The sequence below is a fragment of the Stenotrophomonas sp. FW305-3-2-15-E-LB1 genome (genome assembly GCF_058787375.1).
The window spans coordinates 45,186-59,602 of the sequence record NZ_JBYSZR010000001.1 but is presented as its reverse complement, the minus strand read 5'-3'; the positions used below and the strand labels follow the sequence as shown (position 1 = coordinate 59,602).

The window sequence follows — 14,417 nt, the reverse complement described above, 5'->3', positions numbered from 1 at the left end:
TGGTTGGAATCGACCCAGGTTGCAGCGGTGCCGTCGTGCTGCTGGCCGGCGACCGCGACTTGGTCCCGGTGGAGTGGATCCGTGCCCCGTTGGTGCGGCTGGGGAAGTCGAGCCGACTCGACTCTGCCGCGCTGGCCCGGTTCCTCGGGCACCACGACGTGCAGCACGCCTACATCGAGCAGGTCCACAGCATGCCGCGCCAGGGTGTGGCGTCTTCCTTCGGGTTCGGCCATGCCGCGGGGGTGGCTGAGGGCGTGGTGGCGGCGCTGATGATCCCGACCACGCTGGTGACGCCGCAGGCATGGAAGAAGCGGGCCGGCCTGATCGGTGCAGACAAGGATGCGGCCAGGTCGCGCGCTGTGCAGCTGTGGCCGGCATGGGATGCGCTGGGAAAGAAGGCAGAAGGGTAGGCGCTGGCTGATGCGGCGCTGATCGCTCGGTTTGGCACCGCGCAGTAAGGGTGGTCGCGGCCGTTGCGACGGGCGCGCGCAATGCTGGGTGAATGGACCTGACCCGCTATGACGACAAGGCGCTGGGGCTGCTGAGCAGCCTGCAGCAGGAGATAGCCGAAATGCGATGGAACCGGGCGTGGACGGCACCGGACCAGCGCGGGGAGGCCGAGCAGGCGCTGCGCCGATCACGCGCGCTGCGCCGCGAAATCAACCGACGAGATCGATTAAGGGGAAAGGGATGAAAGACGCGCGCGAGCTGCTGTCCAGCGGGACGGGCCCGAAGGCAATGAGTTTTGACGGCAGCCCTGGTGGGCCGTCTACGGAGACGATCTTGGCCGCCCTGGCATACGTCCACCACGGGCTGGGCCGTGAGCTGATGGAGGCGCTGTGGTGGCCCGAGAGTGGGGCACGCCGCCGTGAGCAGCTGCGACAGGAGGTGATCGGGCTGGTGGCGCCTGAGTTCACCCGCCAGATGCATGCCCTTGCAGATGCCAGGACGAGCTTCGGCATTGCCAAAGCCTGCATTGGCTGGACCGGCGGCCAGACCACCGATAAGCAGCGCCGGGAGCTGCGGCGTACGGAGCAGGCCCTGGATGACGCGCGCGCTGCAGCGTGGCCGAACAACACCATGGAGCAGCTGGGCGTGCTGGCCACGGCGGTGATGGACGAAATGGCCGGCCGCTGCGAGTGCCCGGGCTGCGGTGGGAAGAAGGTCGTTACGGATCCGAATGTTGCTGGCGTCGTGAAGTGCCCCCGCTGCGCCGGAAGTGGCTACGACCCGTTCAGCGGGCGCAGGCGTGCAGCGGCAATCGGTGCTGACTGTTCGGCATACAGCCGGTTTTGGCGGCCGGTGTACGAGTGGATGCTGGCCAGCTTTAGCGCGGCTGAGGCGCGCGCTGTCGTCCAGTTCAACAAGGCCCTTACGCAGGCCGCATAGCGATGACTTCCTAGGTCATCGGAAAAGGGGGCATTCTTGCCACCATCCAATCGCAAGCCCCGGCCAAGCCGGGGCTTTTTCTTTGCCCGCGTCCCAGCCGGACTAACTCTCGTGCCCAGCCGGCGCTAGGGGCGGGCACCTATCAACCGGGAGGGGCATATGCCGAACCGGACAAGCAACGGGGCCACCATGAAGGACGAAATCATTGGCACTGCCGCAGGTGCTGCAGTGAAGGCTGCGCCGCCGGCAGCGGTGGCCAGCGCGGTTGCCGCAGGTGCGAACCTCGACCGCGTGGTGGTGGTGCTGACGATCATCTACCTGGTCGGCCAGATCAGCTATCTCGGGTGGCGCTGGATCCGCGAGTGGCGGCAGAGGGCTCAGGCATGAAGGCCAAGATCCTTGGCGCAAGCGCCGCTGCGGTGATCGCCTTGGCTGCCACCGCGCTGGTGCAGCCGTGGGAAGGCTACTCGCCCACCCCTTACATCGACATGGTAGGTGTGGCCACCTACTGCTACGGCGACACCAGCCGCCCGGACAAGGCGGTCTATACCCAGCAGGAGTGCGCTGAAAAGCTCAATAGCCGGCTAGGCAGCTACCTGAGCAGTGTGAGCCGGTGCATCAAGGTGCCGCTCGGCGAACGTCAGTGGGCGGCGGTGCTGAGCTGGACCTACAACGTCGGCGTGGCGGCAGCCTGCAACTCGACGCTGGTGCGCAAGATCAACGAAGGCCAGCCTGCAGCGGCCTGGTGCCCCGAGTTGGAGCGCTGGGTCTACGCGGGCGGTAATCGCGTGCAGGGGCTGGCCAACCGCCGTGCTGCTGAGCGCGCCATGTGCGAGGGCCGGTCATGACGCACCCTGCAGCAGTGCTCGCCGCGTTCGTCCTCTGGTCCGCAGCCATGTTCGGTGCAGGCTGGGCGTGGCGCGGTGACCGCGCCGAGGGCAGCGAGGCACTGAGCCAGGTGGCAACCGGTAAGCAAGCCTTACAGGTTGAGCAGCAGTCCCGAGCTGTCGAACACCAGCAAGCCGAAGACCTGGCCAACATCGGAGCCAAGCATGAAGAAGACCGTAGTGCGGCCCAGGCCGTCCCTGCTGCTGTTGTGGCTGACCTGCGCGCTGGTCGTCTCCAGCTGCGCGACGACCTCGCCACCTGCAGCACCAGCCTCCTGTCCCAAGCCGTCGCCGGCGCCGTCGAACGTGATGCGCACGCCGAACTACGAGCAGAGGTTGCGGGAGCTGCTGTTCAAATCGGACGTGACGCCGACGACCACGTCCGCGCCAGTCAAGCAGTGATCGAGGTGGACCGTGGTGGATGACCGACTGGACAGGCTGCTGCGGCTGGCTGAGCAGCAGCACGCCACCATCGTGGAGCAGTACAAGCAGATCGCTGAGCTTGGCGCACACGTGGGCCTTTTGGTCCAGGCCGTGGCGCAGCTTCTGGGCGAGGAGGCCGGCATGCCACTGCCGGAAGAAGGCGCCGACCCTGCGCGCGCCGACTTGGATGGGAAGCCCTACTGATGCCACGTCTCCGCACGGTCCCGTCGCGTCTGGCAAGGGTCGGATCGAGGTTCGCGCCGTCACCTATCAATAGACAGGCGACCCGCGCCCTACCCACCAACAGTGCCGCGTGGCGCCGTATTCGGGATTCGGTGCTGCTGCGGGATCACTACACCTGCCGCAGCTGTGGCCGTGTCGTTGGTGGCAAGGGTGAGGCCCACGTGGACCACATCGATGGCGACAGCGGGAACAACCCCGCCGACGGCAGCAACTGGCAGACCCTTTGTGTGAAGTGCCACAGCGTGAAGACGGCGCGTGAGGACGGAGGGTTCGGGAACGCCCAGCGTCGATAGTCGCCTGTGGATAAGTGGGAGGGGGAGGCAAAAGTATCCGACCTCCCGCCATCCGACACGCGTCCCCCCGCACGCGTGGAAAAAAATCCCGCAGGAATGGAAATCAGCAAATGGCAGGTGTCAAAGGCAAGAGCGGCGGCGCGCGTAAGAACGCAGGCGGCGCAAGGCCTGGCGCCGGTCGAAAGCCAAAGCTTTCAACGCCCGCGCCGCCTAAGAAATCAGCAAATACGAAGGCCGCCGCGGAGCCGGCCAAGAAGGCCGCTGCGGTAGAGGTCCAGCTGGAGCCCCAGCCGAAAGGCGGTGCCTTGAAGCGCACCAATGCTGTCGCTGTCGAGCAGGAAGAGACGGACATGCTCACCCTGCTCCAGCGGATCGCCCTTGGCCAGGTCGCGGCTACGGCTATTCAGGTAAAGGCTGCCTCTGCTGCATTGCCCTATACCCACGCGAAGAAGGGTGAGGGCGGCAAGAAGGAGGAGCGGCAAAAGAAGGCCGAGGCGGTGGCGGGCCGATTCGCCCCCTCTGCGCCACCCCGGCCGAGGATGAACTGATATGGGCGTGCCGCTCTATACGACCGCATGCCCCGACTGGGCCGAGAGGCTGGTGGCCGGGCAGTCGATCATCCCGCCACCGATCTATCCCGTTCAGGCCCAGGAGGCGCTGGCGGTGTTCAAGCAGCTGCGTATCGTCGATGCGCCCGGCAGCCCGACCTTTGGTGAGGCATGCGAGTCATGGGTTTTCGACTTCGTCGCGGCCATCTTCGGCGCATACGACGCTGAGACCGGGCGCCGGCTGATTCGCGAAGTGCTGATGCTTATCCCCAAGAAGAACAGCAAGTCCACGCTGGCGGCGGGGATCATGGTGACCGCGCTGATCCTGAACTGGCGCGTGTCGGCTGAGATGATCATCCTGGCGCCGACGGTGGAGATCGCGAACAACGCTTTTGCTCCAGCGCGGGACATGATCAAGGTCGATGACGACCTGTCCGAGCTATTCCATGTGCAGGACCATGTGCGCACCATCACCCATAGAACGATGGGAGCCACCCTGAAGGTGGTTGCCGCAGACAGTGAAACTGTCGGTGGCAAGAAGGCGAGCTGGGTTCTGATCGACGAGGAATGGCTTTTCGGCAAGCGGCCAAATGCTGAGGCGATGTTTCGCGAGGCAGTCGGTGGGTTGGCCTCAAGGCCTGAAGGGATCGTCATCAAACTGACGACTCAGTCCGACGAGCCACCGGCCGGCGTGTTCAGACAGGACCTGCAGCGCATGCGGGACGTGCGCGACGGAAGGATCCTGGATCCCCAGTCGCTGCCCGTGCTGTACGAGCATCCGCCGGAAATGGTCAGCGCAGGTGATCACCTGAAGCTGGAGAACATGCCGCTGGTGAATCCCAATTTCGGGGTCTCTGTGGACTCGGAGTTCCTGCGACGTGAGTACGAGAAGGCCGATCAAGCTGGAGAGCATTCCCTGCGGGGCTTCTTGGCCAAGCATGCCAACGTCGAGGTAGGGCTGAACCTGCGCTCGGACCGCTGGGCCGGAGCTGACTTCTGGCTGCAGCAGGCCAAGCCGGAACGCGTGGCAACACTGGATGACCTGCTACAGCGATGCGAGGTTGTCACCAGCGGGATCGACGGCGGCGGCCTCGATGATCTTCTGGGTTTGGTTGCTGTCGGACGTGAGCGCGGAACGCGAAAGTGGTTGGCCTGGGCCCACGCATGGGCGCATGAGATCGTTCTGCAGCGCCGCAAGGACATTGTCACCAAGCTTCAAGAGTTTGAGGCGGCAGGCGACCTGACAATTGTGAAGCTGCCGGGACAGGATGTTGACCAGGTCGCTGATGCGATCTGCAAGATTAAAGCAGCAGGACTGATGCCGGAGGAGAACGCCATCGGCGTTGATCCAGCCGGCATCGGTGCGATTGTCGACGAACTGACCACGGAGTCACGCGGGGTCGATCTAAAGCAGATCGTAGCGGTGTCTCAGGGCTGGAAGCTCAATGGCGCCATCAAAACGACCGAGCGCGCCTTGGCCGGTGGCGACCTGATCCACGCCGGCCAGCCGCTTATGGCGTGGTGCGTTAGCAATGCAAAGGTGGTTCCTGCCGGGAACGCCATCACGATCACCAAGCAGGTCAGCGGCACGGCAAAGATCGACCCGCTGATGGCGCTGTTCAACGCGGTTTCGTTGATGGCACTCAATCCATCTGCTCGTGGCCCCTCCGTGTACGAGAGCCGCGGCATCAGATTCCTATAAGGAACCACATGTCTCGTTTCAATGCCGAAGCCCTGGCGTCTCTGGACCGGTACTGGAACCCGCCAGCGGCCACTGAGTCACCTTCGACGCCTGGCGCGCGCGCTGAGGCCGGTCACTTCTCCGGGATGAATGATCCCGCCTTGCTGGAGTTCATGCGGTCCCGTGGTGGTCATGGCGGTGGCAGCTTCCAGCTACGCAACATGGCGGTGCTGAGGTGCCTATCCCTGATCTGCGGGACCATCGGCATGCTGCCCCTGAACCTGGTTGAGTCGGGCGGGAAGAAGCGGATCGCGACTGAGCACCCCGCGCATCGCCTGCTCAAGATCAAGCCGAATCCGTGGCAGACGCCGTTGGAGTTCAAGCGGCAGATGGAGCTGGCCCGCCAACGGCACGGCGATGGTTACGCGAGAATCATCTGGTCCGCCGGCCGGCCCATCCACCTGATACCGCTGGACTCCCTCGCGGTTCGCGCTGAGCTCGGCGACGACTGGCGGATGATCTACCGGTACAACAGCAAGAAGCGCGGCGAGGTAATCCTCAAGCAAGAGGAGGTTCTTCACATCCGGGATCTGTCCGTGGATGGCGTGACTAGCCTGTCCAGAATGAAACTGGCAGACCGGGCCATCCGCCTGGCACTGGATGCGGAACATGCAGCGAGCCGGATCTTTGAGACTGGCAACATGGCTGGCGGCGCCATCGAGGTGCCGAATGCGCTCAGTGACGTGGCGTATGACCGGATGCGCAATTCCCTGGACACCGAGTATTCCGGGGCCGCCGCCGCGCAGCGCTGGATGCTGCTGGAAGAGAACGCCAAGGCCAACAAGTTCGGCAGCACCGCCCAAGAGGCCCAACACGTCGAGAACCGCAGCGCGCAGGTGGAGGAAGTGGCCAGGCTATACGGCGTTCCACGCCCGCTCCTGTTCCTGAGTGATACCAGTTGGGGCACAGGCATCGAGCAGCTGGGGATCTTCTTCCTTCAGTACACGATGTTGGAGCACTTCACCAACTGGGAGCAGGCCGTCGCGCGTTCCCTGATCGCCGAGCGGGACCTGGAGCGCTTCCAGCCGAAGTTCAATGTGCGGGCGCTGATGCGCGGCACGCTCAAGGATCAGGCCGATTTCTTCAAGGCCGCTCTCGGCTCGGGTGGCACGGCGCCGTTCCACACGCAGAACGAGGTCCGCGACCTTCTCGACTACCCGGAATCGGATCAGCCCGGGGCCAACGACCTGGTCAACCCCATGACACAGAAGGGAAAGAGCAATGAGCCTTCGGCAGCTGCCTGAAATCCGAGCCGAGCGACGACTCGGCGCCGCCCAGTTCGACATGCGTCCCGATGCCCTGGAGCGCTGGGAGCCCGAAGTACGGGCCGCCGGCAACGACGCGAATAGCATCTCGATCTATGACTCCATCGGCGAGAACTGGGAGGGTACTGGCGTCACCGCCAAGCGGATCAGTGCTGCCCTGCGAGCCATTGGCGATAAGGACGTGGTGGTGAACGTCAACTCGCCCGGTGGCGATTTCTTCGAGGGCGTTGCGATCTACAATCTGCTGCGTGAGCACCCCGGCCGCGTGACCGTGCAGGTCATGGGGCTGGCTGCATCGGCCGCGTCGGTGATCGCGATGGCTGGCGACGAGATCCTGATGGGCGACGGGTCGTTCCTGATGATCCACAACGCTTGGGCAGTGGCCATCGGCAATCGCCACGATATGGCTGACGCAGCAAAGCTGCTGGAGCCGTTCGACGCAGCCATGGCCAAGGTGTACGCCGCCCGCACGGGCATCTCCGAAGCCGAAGCTGCCCGGATGATGGACGAAGAGACCTGGATCGGCGCCGCCCAGGCGGTAGACGATGGCTTTGCCGATGGCCTTCTGGACGGGGCGGCCGCGACCAAGGATGCCAAGCAGGCATCTGGTGGGCGCAAGGCCTTGGCCTTGGTCGAGGCGGCAATGGCGAAGGCCGGGCACTCCCGTTCCATGCGACGCGACACCCTGAAGTCACTGTTCAACGGCAAGCCGAGCGCTGCCGGATCCGCTACGCCGAGCGCTAGCGACAACGAAACCTCGGCCCTGTTGCAGGGCCTTCTCGACAACCTCAGAGCCTAAAGGGCCTACACATGACCAAGATGACCCACGGCCGCATCCCGCGCGGCCTCGTTTCCGTGCACGCCGACGGCGGCAACCAGCCGGACGTCAAAGCGCTGGTGGAGAGCCTGAACAAGGCGTTCGCCGACTTCAAGGCCGAGCACAACAAGCAGCTGGACGAGATCAAGAAGGGCAACGCCGATGCGCTGCAGGCCCTGAAGGTCGACAACATCAACGCCGATATCACCCGCCTGCAGGCCGCTGTCGACCAGGCCAACACCCAGATGGCCGCATTCCAGATGGGTGGCGGCAGCGCCGGCAGTGGTGTCGCGGATGCCGAATACACCGATTCGTTCCGCGCCCATTTCCGTAAGGGTGAAGTGCAGTCCGCCCTCAACAAGGGGGCGGCCGACGAAGGAGGCTACCTGGCGCCGGTTGAATGGGACCGATCGATCACCGACCGCCTGGTGGTCGTCTCGGACATGCGTCAGCTGGCGAACGTCCAGCCCTGCTCTGGCGCTGGCCTGACCAAGCTCTACAACACCGGCGGCACGTCCTCGGGCTGGGTCGGTGAGGAAGATGCGCGACCGGAAACCGCCACGTCCAAGCTGCGCCCTCTGGGCTTCGGCTGGGGCGAGATCTACGCCAATCCGGCCGCGACCCAGCAGCTGCTGGACGATGCCGAGATCGACCTGGAAGCTTGGCTCGCCGGCGAAGTGGAGCTGGAATTTGCCCGCCAGGAGGGTGATGCCTTCTTCTCGGGCAACGGTGTCAACAAGCCGTTCGGCATCCTGACCTACGTGGAAGGCGGCGCCAACGCGGCCAAGCATCCGTTCGGCGCCATCAAGGCTGTGAACAGCGGCGTCGCTGCGGGCATCAACGGTGACAGCATCCTGGATCTGGTCTACGACCTGCCGTCCGCCTTCACCGCCGGCGCCAGGTTCGCGATGAACCGAAAGTCCCAGGGGATGGTCCGCAAGCTGAAGGATGCGCAGGGCAACTACCTGTGGCAGCCGTCGCTGGTGGCGGGTCAGCCGTCGACCCTGGCTGGTTTCGCGCTGCAGGACGTGGCTGCCATCCCGGATGTGGCCGCGAACGCGACCGCGGTGCTGTTCGGCGACTTCAAGCAGACCTACACCGTGTACGACCGCAAGGGCGTGCGGGTGCTGCGCGATCCGTACACCAACAAGCCGTACGTGATGTTCTACACCACCAAGCGCGTGGGCGGCGGTGTGCACAACCCCGAGCCGATGCGCGCCCTTAAGATCGCCGAGTAATCGGCCCTACAGCGACCGGGCGGCATAGCGCCGCCCGGTTTCCATTTTCTGATCTGGGAGCCGCAATGGCCAAATTCATCAAGCCCTTCCGTGGAGTGCCGGAAGGCGAGATCTACCCTGTTCAGTTCGTTGCCGGTGAATCGTGCCCGCCCGAGCTGGAAGCCGGTGCGCTTTCCGTCGGCGCGATTACGCTGAGCCCGGCGCCTGCGACGATCCTCCTGGGATCGGATCTGCAGCCTGCAAAGTTCCATTTCGAAGAGGGTGTCGAGGTCCTGCTTGGCGACGTGGTTGCGCTCGCGCATGGCGCCTCGGGCCTTTCTGCCGAGGACTGGAACGCGCTGAGTGCGGCTACGCGCGAATCGGCAATCGCCGAAGTGGTGCAGCGCCTTTCGGCGGAGGCAGACGAGAAGAAGGCCGCTGCCGCGGCCGTTGCTCCCGCGGCGGCTGCAGGTGAAACGCCGTCTGACGACAAGGCCGCTCTGATCGTGAAGCTGGAAGCATCGGGTATCCCCTTCGACAAGCGCTGGGGTGCGGAGAAGTTGGCCGCTGCTCTGGCCGAGGGCAAGAAGGACTGATATGGCCATCGTCTCTATCGCACAGGCCCGCTCGCATGTGCGGGTGGAGGCGGACTATCCGGTGGAGCAGTTGCAGGATGCTATTGCCGGCGCAATCGACGCTGCGCAGGCGTACCTCAATTGCAGGGTCTACGAGAGTGCCGATGACCTGGCCGCTGCGAGGGCGCTGTACCCGGCATCAGTGAGGGCGGCAGCGGCTGCCAGAGACCAGTCCTTGGCCGATGCTGTCTTCATCGAGAGCGACGAGGAGCGCGCAGCGACCATTCGGATTGCGAAAGTTGCCTATCAGGAGGCCGTGCGGTCCGCCGAGGCAAGCGTCCACGGGGCGGTCGTTAACCCCAGTATTGTCTCGGCGGTGTTGCTCACCATCGGCCATCTGTACGCGAACCGGTCAGACGTGGTCGTTGGAGCTACGGCGGTGGAGCTTCCCCTGGGCGCCAAGAGTCTCCTGCGCCCTTATCGGAGGGTGATGATGCCATGACGCTTCAAGATGGGGACCTGCAGCACCGCATCCGGTTTGAGCGCAAGACCGTGACGCGCGACCCGCTGGGCGGTCCGGACAAAGCGACATGGGTTGAGGTCGTGTCCGTCTGGGCGAAGGCGATCAACAACCTTGCAGCGACAACCGAGGCCGTGGCTGCAGGTGCGGAGCGCTATCGGGAGCAGGTGCGGTTCGATATCCGGCCGAGAAACGTTGATCCGCAGTGGCGAATCGTGTTCCGGGGCCGGAACTTCGACATCAAGAGCATCGCCCCCAGTAATGACCGCAGCGAGATGGCGATCATCGCCATGGCAGGGCTAAGCAATGGTTGACCAGATATCGATCAATGGGCTGGAGGGCCTGCTGCGTTCGCTGCGGGAGGCACCCAAGGCAATCCAAGGCCGGGCCGTGCAATCCGGCATGCGCAGGGGCGGCAACATCATCAGGGATGATGCAAGGCGCAGGGCGCCGCGAGCATCGGGGGTCATGGCCTCGCAGATCGTCACCCGCCGGGCCAATGCCAAGACGCGGCAGCGAGCCGGCGTCGGGCAGGGCGGAGAGTATTTCACCGTTGGGGTGAAGACTGGCCGGCGTCGTAAGTTCGCCAATACCAAACGAAACCGGCGTAACGGCCGCGCAGGGAAGGCCTACGAGGAAACGGGGTGGGCTTATTACTGGCGCTTCGTTGAATTCGGAACAAAGAAGATGCGGGCCTCGCCGTTCCTGACGCCCGCTGGCGAAGCCAAGGGCCCGGAGGCTGCACAGGTGGTTATCGACGAGACTTGGGCGGCACTCGATAATCAATTGAAGAAGGAGGGCTGGCGATGATGGTTCCTCTGGTTCAATCGCTGATGCAGGGCGCTGAGCCGGTCCGGCAGCTGCTTGGCGATCCCGTCAGGCTGTGGCCTCGTAATGCGCCCCAAGACACACCGCTCCCTTACGCGACGTGGGACGTGGTCGGCGGCTCACCTGCCGCGAGTATGTCCGAGCCGCCCCCGGCCGATGGTTGGCGGGTCCGCATCACCGTATGGGGTGACAGTCTCAGCCAGGCCAACGCCGTCGCCGTGGCCATCCGCGCCGAGGTCGAGAGCGTTGGCAGCATCGAATCGTACAACCCGACGCCCGACAGCGACGACACCGCCGCGATGGGCATTTCCTTCGACGCGCGTCTGCTGCAGATCCGCTAGCGGCGCAAGGAATTTTCTATCCGCCGGCGCGAGCCGGCTTTTTTATGCCCGGCTATCGGGCTCAACCAAAGAGGTAAACCGCAATGGGCGTTTTGAAGTCCAAGCACTCCCAGCTGTTCATCGCCATCGCGGCGGCCGAGGTCATCAAGGTTACGCGACTGCGTTCGGTGGGCTTCCCCGATGGCCAGGCCTCCGAGATCGATATCTCGGATTTCGACGACGACTGGGACCAGTTCGTCGCCGGTCGCAAGGCCACGGGAAGCACCAGCATCGAGATCAACTACGATCCGGTGGACCACGAGAAGATCGAGGCTCTGCATGAGTCCGGTGCCATCGTGGACTTCCTGGTCACCGCACCGCTGAGCGAAACCGCTGGCGTTCCGAAGCCGGTCGCTGTTGCTGGCAAGATCACGCCGCCGACCACGGTGGTGTCCAAGCAGTTCCAGGGCTTCGTCCAGAACTTCGCCGTTCAGGTGGCAGACAACGACATCTGGAAGGCCACGATCACGATCCGCGGCACCGGGCCGGTCAAGACCAACAAGGCTACCGGCGCCCCCTGATTCGCGCTACGGCGCGCTCCCGGTCCGCTTCGGCGGGCAACCTCTCTTTGGCAGAGCGCGCGGACCCTCCGCGTGTTAGCCGTGCGCGGCCCGCGCGCTCTGTCGCCATTCAAGGAAACGGCCAATGAGCAAGACCAACGAAACCACCGAAGCCCAGCCGGAGCAGCGCACCAGCATTCTGCAATCGTTCTCCAGCTTGGGAATGTTCGCCTCCAAGGACGTGCATGCAGACACGATCACCTTGCCCAACGGCAACAAGGCCCAGTTCCACGTGCGCGAACTGCCGGATGCCGAGTTCCGAAAGCTGTGGGGTGAGGCAGATCGCGCCAAGCTGATCGCAGCAACCATCTGCGACGAGGACGGCAAGCCTGTCATGGACGAGGCACAGGCCGCCCAGCTCAAGCCGCTGGTGGCTGCAGAGCTGCAGCGCGTGGCGATGAAGCACTCCGGGTTCGGCGACGAGGCCGCCCAGGCCCAGGCTGATGCGGGAAACGGATAAGGCAGCGTGGCGAGGACTGGTTCTGGAGAGTCCTCGCCTGGCACCTGCGTCGCACGGTGTCAGACCTGCGGGCGACCATGTCCCGGCGCGAGTTTCTGGAGTGGTGGGAGTTCCACAAGCGGAACCCCATCGACCCCGTCAGCCTCCATCTCAAGCCCGCTGCCTTCGCCGCGTACATCACTGCATCGCATAGCCAGGCCGGCGCCAAGCGAGATTTCCAGCATTACCTGGATGCGCTGGTGCCGCGTTCCGACGATGACGAGGCGCATGACTGGTTTGAATCACTTGGATGATCCATGGCCGACACCTTCGGGCGCTTCTCGGCGCTCCCCATTGGCCCTCTGCTCGCTGCGCGCGACGGGGGCCTGACACTCGCCACGACAGCCGCCGCCAACGGCGCCAGGTGCGCGCGGTCCGACTTCGCGCTGGGTAGCGGCACGGTAGGGGTGGAGTTCGCCGTGTGGGGCGATGACGCGCTCGCCGCGGTCGTGGGGTTTGTAACCCCGGCCGCATCGCTCAGCCAGTCGCCGGGTGCCAACGCCAACGGCATTGGCTGGGAGCTGGCCACCGGGCGCCTGCTGCAGGGCGTCGGTGCCATCGCCACCGGCCTGCCGGTCGTAGCTCATGGCGATATCGTTGGGTTGCGTATCGCGTTCGGTAGCCCGTCGCGCCTGCAGCTGTACGTGAATGGCGCAGTGGTCCACCAGCGCGATCTGCTGCTCAGCGGCCCTCTGCACTTCGCGGCTGGGTTGGGCGCCACAAAGGCCGGCGGACTGTGCGTGGCGGTGAACGCTGGCCAGTGGGCGCCGCGAAGCGAGGCAGCTGCTGCCGGCTGGCGATTGGATGCCGTCGCTGTCGCCCCAATCCGCCTAGCCGACGCTGACTGGCTCAGTTCCCCGGGGGACAGCCCGGCTAACGCACGTTTTGAGGGGCTGATTGCCGAGGGCGTCAACCTGGTGCAGGAGCTGAGCTTCTGGCCATGGGGTGGCGATCCTGTTTCGCAGACGGCCGCAGCACAGTGTGTCGTTGCCGACGCAGAGGGGCTTTTGGACGCCATGGCGCTGTCGGGCGCCTCGGGCGAGCCGGTGCGGATCCTGATGGTGGATGAATCTGCCATGTTGGCCGACGCCGCCCCGGTGTTCCGCTGCGCGATCGATCAGATCGAGATCAACGACGACGGCAGCAAGACCCTGCACCTGCGGGATGCGCACGACTACCTGGGGCTGACCCTGAACCGCGGGGTTTTCCTCCCCAACGTCGAGTCGCTGGCCTGGAAGCCCCAACCGGTGGTGATCGGTGCCGTGGCCAGTGTTCCGGCGGCAGGCGGCAACTCGGACGCCACGGCGATGTTCGTCGCGGATGGGCGTGTCTACGTCGACGCGGTGATGGACCGTGGCGACCTGATGGAAGCGGGCACGTTCAGCGCTTCTCCGGACGGCCAGCAGCTGCTGATGAAGTCGCCGCCGGTGATGCCGGTGGTTGCGGACATGTCCAGCGTCGGGCCCGCGATGGCGCCGGCCACGCTCGCCGCCGCTGTCGCGGATGTGATGGGCCGGCTGGGGAGCGGGGCATGGTCGCTGGCTGATTGCCAGGCGGTGGATGCTGCAACCGGCTATGCCGGGATCGGATACTACGCAGGGTCGGCAGTCACCGGCCGCGACGCGTTGAACGCGATGCTCCCAAGCTTCGGCACTGGCTGCTATCAGGACGCAACCGGCGTGCTGCGGTTTGTTCGCGTGGCGGCGCCCGAGGCGTTCACCGGCCCGATGGCGTTTGAGCTGTCTGAGGCGCACATGGCAACGGACCTGGTTGGCGTCCCCGATGACGCTCCGAACCTGACGCGACGGATGGCCTATCGCCCCAACGCGCAGGCCCTAGGGGCATCGGATCTGGTTACCGACGTGGTGGACGTGCCTCAGGCGCGACGCGACGAGCTGACAGCCCTGTATCGCGGCCAGGTGTACGCAGCCGGCCCGCTGGACGCGCACTACCGCCGGGCCGATGCGGCTGATCCGGTCGTATCGCTGTTCTGGCGTTCTGTCGATGCCCAGGCCGAGATCGACCGGGTGGTGGGCATCTACCGGCAGCAGCGATTCTTCTACCAGTTCACCGTGCGCGGTGATCAGCAGCTGGCGCCGCTGCCAGGGCAGGTTGGCCGGCTGACCTATGGCAGGTACGGCCTGGCCGATGGCAAGCCGGTGCTGGTGCGCCGGGTCGAGCGAAACCCTGCCACGGGCGATGTGGTGCTGACGGTGTGGGGGTAGCAGCGTG

Annotated in this window: 22 protein-coding genes; all 22 read left to right on the top strand. The window is 65.0% G+C overall.

The window, feature by feature from the left end:
* Window positions 1-35 precede the first annotated feature (35 nt).
* Window positions 36-410, top strand: a complete 375-nt coding sequence (locus AC3WL7_RS00250; RefSeq protein ID WP_492748861.1) for a hypothetical protein — start codon at window positions 36-38, stop codon at window positions 408-410.
* Between the two features lie 92 nt (window positions 411-502).
* The gene (locus tag AC3WL7_RS00245) at window positions 503-694 is read left to right on the top strand and encodes a hypothetical protein (protein WP_313141816.1); all 192 of its coding nucleotides are present in this window, start codon (window positions 503-505) and stop codon (window positions 692-694) included.
* Complete coding sequence (locus tag AC3WL7_RS00240) at window positions 691-1,389, top strand: hypothetical protein (protein WP_492748859.1); 699 nt, start codon at window positions 691-693, stop codon at window positions 1,387-1,389. Before AC3WL7_RS00245 ends, AC3WL7_RS00240 begins: the two co-directional genes overlap by 4 nt.
* A gap of 189 nt (window positions 1,390-1,578) precedes the next feature.
* The gene (locus AC3WL7_RS00235; protein ID WP_108767924.1) at window positions 1,579-1,776 is read left to right on the top strand and encodes a hypothetical protein; all 198 of its coding nucleotides are present in this window, start codon (window positions 1,579-1,581) and stop codon (window positions 1,774-1,776) included.
* The gene (locus AC3WL7_RS00230; RefSeq protein WP_492748856.1) at window positions 1,773-2,237 is read left to right on the top strand and encodes a lysozyme; all 465 of its coding nucleotides are present in this window, start codon (window positions 1,773-1,775) and stop codon (window positions 2,235-2,237) included. The genes AC3WL7_RS00235 and AC3WL7_RS00230 overlap by 4 nt, the downstream gene beginning before the upstream one ends.
* The gene (locus tag AC3WL7_RS00225) at window positions 2,234-2,701 is read left to right on the top strand and encodes a lysis system i-spanin subunit Rz (RefSeq protein ID WP_492748854.1); all 468 of its coding nucleotides are present in this window, start codon (window positions 2,234-2,236) and stop codon (window positions 2,699-2,701) included. The genes AC3WL7_RS00230 and AC3WL7_RS00225 overlap by 4 nt, the downstream gene beginning before the upstream one ends.
* Window positions 2,694-2,903 (top strand): hypothetical protein, encoded by a 210-nt coding sequence (locus AC3WL7_RS00220; protein ID WP_492748852.1) that lies wholly within the window; start codon window positions 2,694-2,696, stop codon window positions 2,901-2,903. Before AC3WL7_RS00225 ends, AC3WL7_RS00220 begins: the two co-directional genes overlap by 8 nt.
* On the top strand, window positions 2,903-3,235 hold the full coding sequence (locus AC3WL7_RS00215) for an HNH endonuclease (RefSeq protein WP_492748850.1): 333 nt from the start codon (window positions 2,903-2,905) through the stop codon (window positions 3,233-3,235). The genes AC3WL7_RS00220 and AC3WL7_RS00215 overlap by 1 nt, the downstream gene beginning before the upstream one ends.
* Window positions 3,236-3,345: 110 nt before the next feature.
* On the top strand, window positions 3,346-3,783 hold the full coding sequence (locus AC3WL7_RS00210; protein WP_492748849.1) for a hypothetical protein: 438 nt from the start codon (window positions 3,346-3,348) through the stop codon (window positions 3,781-3,783).
* A 1-nt stretch (window position 3,784) separates the two neighbouring features.
* Window positions 3,785-5,485 (top strand): terminase large subunit, encoded by a 1,701-nt coding sequence (locus AC3WL7_RS00205; RefSeq protein ID WP_492748848.1) that lies wholly within the window; start codon window positions 3,785-3,787, stop codon window positions 5,483-5,485.
* Between the two features lie 8 nt (window positions 5,486-5,493).
* The gene (locus AC3WL7_RS00200) at window positions 5,494-6,768 is read left to right on the top strand and encodes a phage portal protein (RefSeq protein WP_492748846.1); all 1,275 of its coding nucleotides are present in this window, start codon (window positions 5,494-5,496) and stop codon (window positions 6,766-6,768) included.
* Window positions 6,746-7,588, top strand: a complete 843-nt coding sequence (locus tag AC3WL7_RS00195; RefSeq protein ID WP_492748844.1) for a head maturation protease, ClpP-related — start codon at window positions 6,746-6,748, stop codon at window positions 7,586-7,588. Before AC3WL7_RS00200 ends, AC3WL7_RS00195 begins: the two co-directional genes overlap by 23 nt.
* 11 nt (window positions 7,589-7,599) lie before the next feature.
* Window positions 7,600-8,844, top strand: coding sequence for a phage major capsid protein (locus tag AC3WL7_RS00190; protein WP_492748843.1), 1,245 nt, complete (start codon window positions 7,600-7,602; stop codon window positions 8,842-8,844).
* Between the two features lie 65 nt (window positions 8,845-8,909).
* Window positions 8,910-9,419, top strand: coding sequence for a hypothetical protein (locus AC3WL7_RS00185; protein ID WP_492748842.1), 510 nt, complete (start codon window positions 8,910-8,912; stop codon window positions 9,417-9,419).
* A gap of 1 nt (window position 9,420) precedes the next feature.
* Complete coding sequence (locus AC3WL7_RS00180; protein WP_492748840.1) at window positions 9,421-9,900, top strand: head-tail connector protein; 480 nt, start codon at window positions 9,421-9,423, stop codon at window positions 9,898-9,900.
* A complete protein-coding gene (locus AC3WL7_RS00175) occupies window positions 9,897-10,232 on the top strand; it encodes a phage head closure protein (RefSeq protein WP_492748839.1) in 336 nt (111 codons plus the stop codon). The genes AC3WL7_RS00180 and AC3WL7_RS00175 overlap by 4 nt, the downstream gene beginning before the upstream one ends.
* On the top strand, window positions 10,225-10,728 hold the full coding sequence (locus tag AC3WL7_RS00170; RefSeq protein WP_492748837.1) for an HK97-gp10 family putative phage morphogenesis protein: 504 nt from the start codon (window positions 10,225-10,227) through the stop codon (window positions 10,726-10,728). Before AC3WL7_RS00175 ends, AC3WL7_RS00170 begins: the two co-directional genes overlap by 8 nt.
* Window positions 10,725-11,087: a tail completion protein gp17 gene (gp17, locus tag AC3WL7_RS00165; RefSeq protein WP_492748836.1), complete on the top strand. Its 363-nt coding sequence runs from the start codon at window positions 10,725-10,727 to the stop codon at window positions 11,085-11,087. Before AC3WL7_RS00170 ends, gp17 begins: the two co-directional genes overlap by 4 nt.
* Window positions 11,088-11,170: 83 nt before the next feature.
* Window positions 11,171-11,647 (top strand): phage tail tube protein, encoded by a 477-nt coding sequence (locus tag AC3WL7_RS00160; protein WP_313465637.1) that lies wholly within the window; start codon window positions 11,171-11,173, stop codon window positions 11,645-11,647.
* Between the two features lie 124 nt (window positions 11,648-11,771).
* Complete coding sequence (locus AC3WL7_RS00155) at window positions 11,772-12,146, top strand: hypothetical protein (protein WP_492748834.1); 375 nt, start codon at window positions 11,772-11,774, stop codon at window positions 12,144-12,146.
* Between the two features lie 77 nt (window positions 12,147-12,223).
* Window positions 12,224-12,439 (top strand): hypothetical protein, encoded by a 216-nt coding sequence (locus tag AC3WL7_RS00150; RefSeq protein ID WP_492748832.1) that lies wholly within the window; start codon window positions 12,224-12,226, stop codon window positions 12,437-12,439.
* Between the two features lie 3 nt (window positions 12,440-12,442).
* Entirely contained in the window at window positions 12,443-14,410 is a 1,968-nt protein-coding gene (locus AC3WL7_RS00145) for a hypothetical protein (protein WP_492748830.1), read from the top strand.
* Window positions 14,411-14,417 lie beyond the last annotated feature (7 nt).

Excerpts from the sequence above, each read along its gene's own strand:
- AC3WL7_RS00245 (WP_313141816.1), top strand. The coding sequence starts at position 503 with ATGGACCTGACCCGCTATGACGACAAGGCGCTGGGGCTGCTGAGCAGC.
- AC3WL7_RS00240 (WP_492748859.1), top strand. The coding sequence starts at position 691 with ATGAAAGACGCGCGCGAGCTGCTGTCCAGCGGGACGGGCCCGAAGGCA.
- AC3WL7_RS00235 (WP_108767924.1), top strand. The coding sequence starts at position 1,579 with ATGAAGGACGAAATCATTGGCACTGCCGCAGGTGCTGCAGTGAAGGCT.
- AC3WL7_RS00230 (WP_492748856.1), top strand. The coding sequence starts at position 1,773 with ATGAAGGCCAAGATCCTTGGCGCAAGCGCCGCTGCGGTGATCGCCTTG.
- AC3WL7_RS00225 (WP_492748854.1), top strand. The coding sequence starts at position 2,234 with ATGACGCACCCTGCAGCAGTGCTCGCCGCGTTCGTCCTCTGGTCCGCA.
- AC3WL7_RS00215 (WP_492748850.1), top strand. The coding sequence starts at position 2,903 with ATGCCACGTCTCCGCACGGTCCCGTCGCGTCTGGCAAGGGTCGGATCG.
- AC3WL7_RS00210 (WP_492748849.1), top strand. The coding sequence starts at position 3,346 with ATGGCAGGTGTCAAAGGCAAGAGCGGCGGCGCGCGTAAGAACGCAGGC.
- AC3WL7_RS00205 (WP_492748848.1), top strand. The coding sequence starts at position 3,785 with ATGGGCGTGCCGCTCTATACGACCGCATGCCCCGACTGGGCCGAGAGG.
- AC3WL7_RS00200 (WP_492748846.1), top strand. The coding sequence starts at position 5,494 with ATGTCTCGTTTCAATGCCGAAGCCCTGGCGTCTCTGGACCGGTACTGG.
- AC3WL7_RS00195 (WP_492748844.1), top strand. The coding sequence starts at position 6,746 with ATGAGCCTTCGGCAGCTGCCTGAAATCCGAGCCGAGCGACGACTCGGC.
- AC3WL7_RS00190 (WP_492748843.1), top strand. The coding sequence starts at position 7,600 with ATGACCAAGATGACCCACGGCCGCATCCCGCGCGGCCTCGTTTCCGTG.
- AC3WL7_RS00185 (WP_492748842.1), top strand. The coding sequence starts at position 8,910 with ATGGCCAAATTCATCAAGCCCTTCCGTGGAGTGCCGGAAGGCGAGATC.
- AC3WL7_RS00180 (WP_492748840.1), top strand. The coding sequence starts at position 9,421 with ATGGCCATCGTCTCTATCGCACAGGCCCGCTCGCATGTGCGGGTGGAG.
- AC3WL7_RS00175 (WP_492748839.1), top strand. The coding sequence starts at position 9,897 with ATGACGCTTCAAGATGGGGACCTGCAGCACCGCATCCGGTTTGAGCGC.
- AC3WL7_RS00170 (WP_492748837.1), top strand. The coding sequence starts at position 10,225 with ATGGTTGACCAGATATCGATCAATGGGCTGGAGGGCCTGCTGCGTTCG.
- gp17 (WP_492748836.1), top strand. The coding sequence starts at position 10,725 with ATGATGGTTCCTCTGGTTCAATCGCTGATGCAGGGCGCTGAGCCGGTC.
- AC3WL7_RS00160 (WP_313465637.1), top strand. The coding sequence starts at position 11,171 with ATGGGCGTTTTGAAGTCCAAGCACTCCCAGCTGTTCATCGCCATCGCG.
- AC3WL7_RS00155 (WP_492748834.1), top strand. The coding sequence starts at position 11,772 with ATGAGCAAGACCAACGAAACCACCGAAGCCCAGCCGGAGCAGCGCACC.
- AC3WL7_RS00150 (WP_492748832.1), top strand. The coding sequence starts at position 12,224 with ATGTCCCGGCGCGAGTTTCTGGAGTGGTGGGAGTTCCACAAGCGGAAC.
- AC3WL7_RS00145 (WP_492748830.1), top strand. The coding sequence starts at position 12,443 with ATGGCCGACACCTTCGGGCGCTTCTCGGCGCTCCCCATTGGCCCTCTG.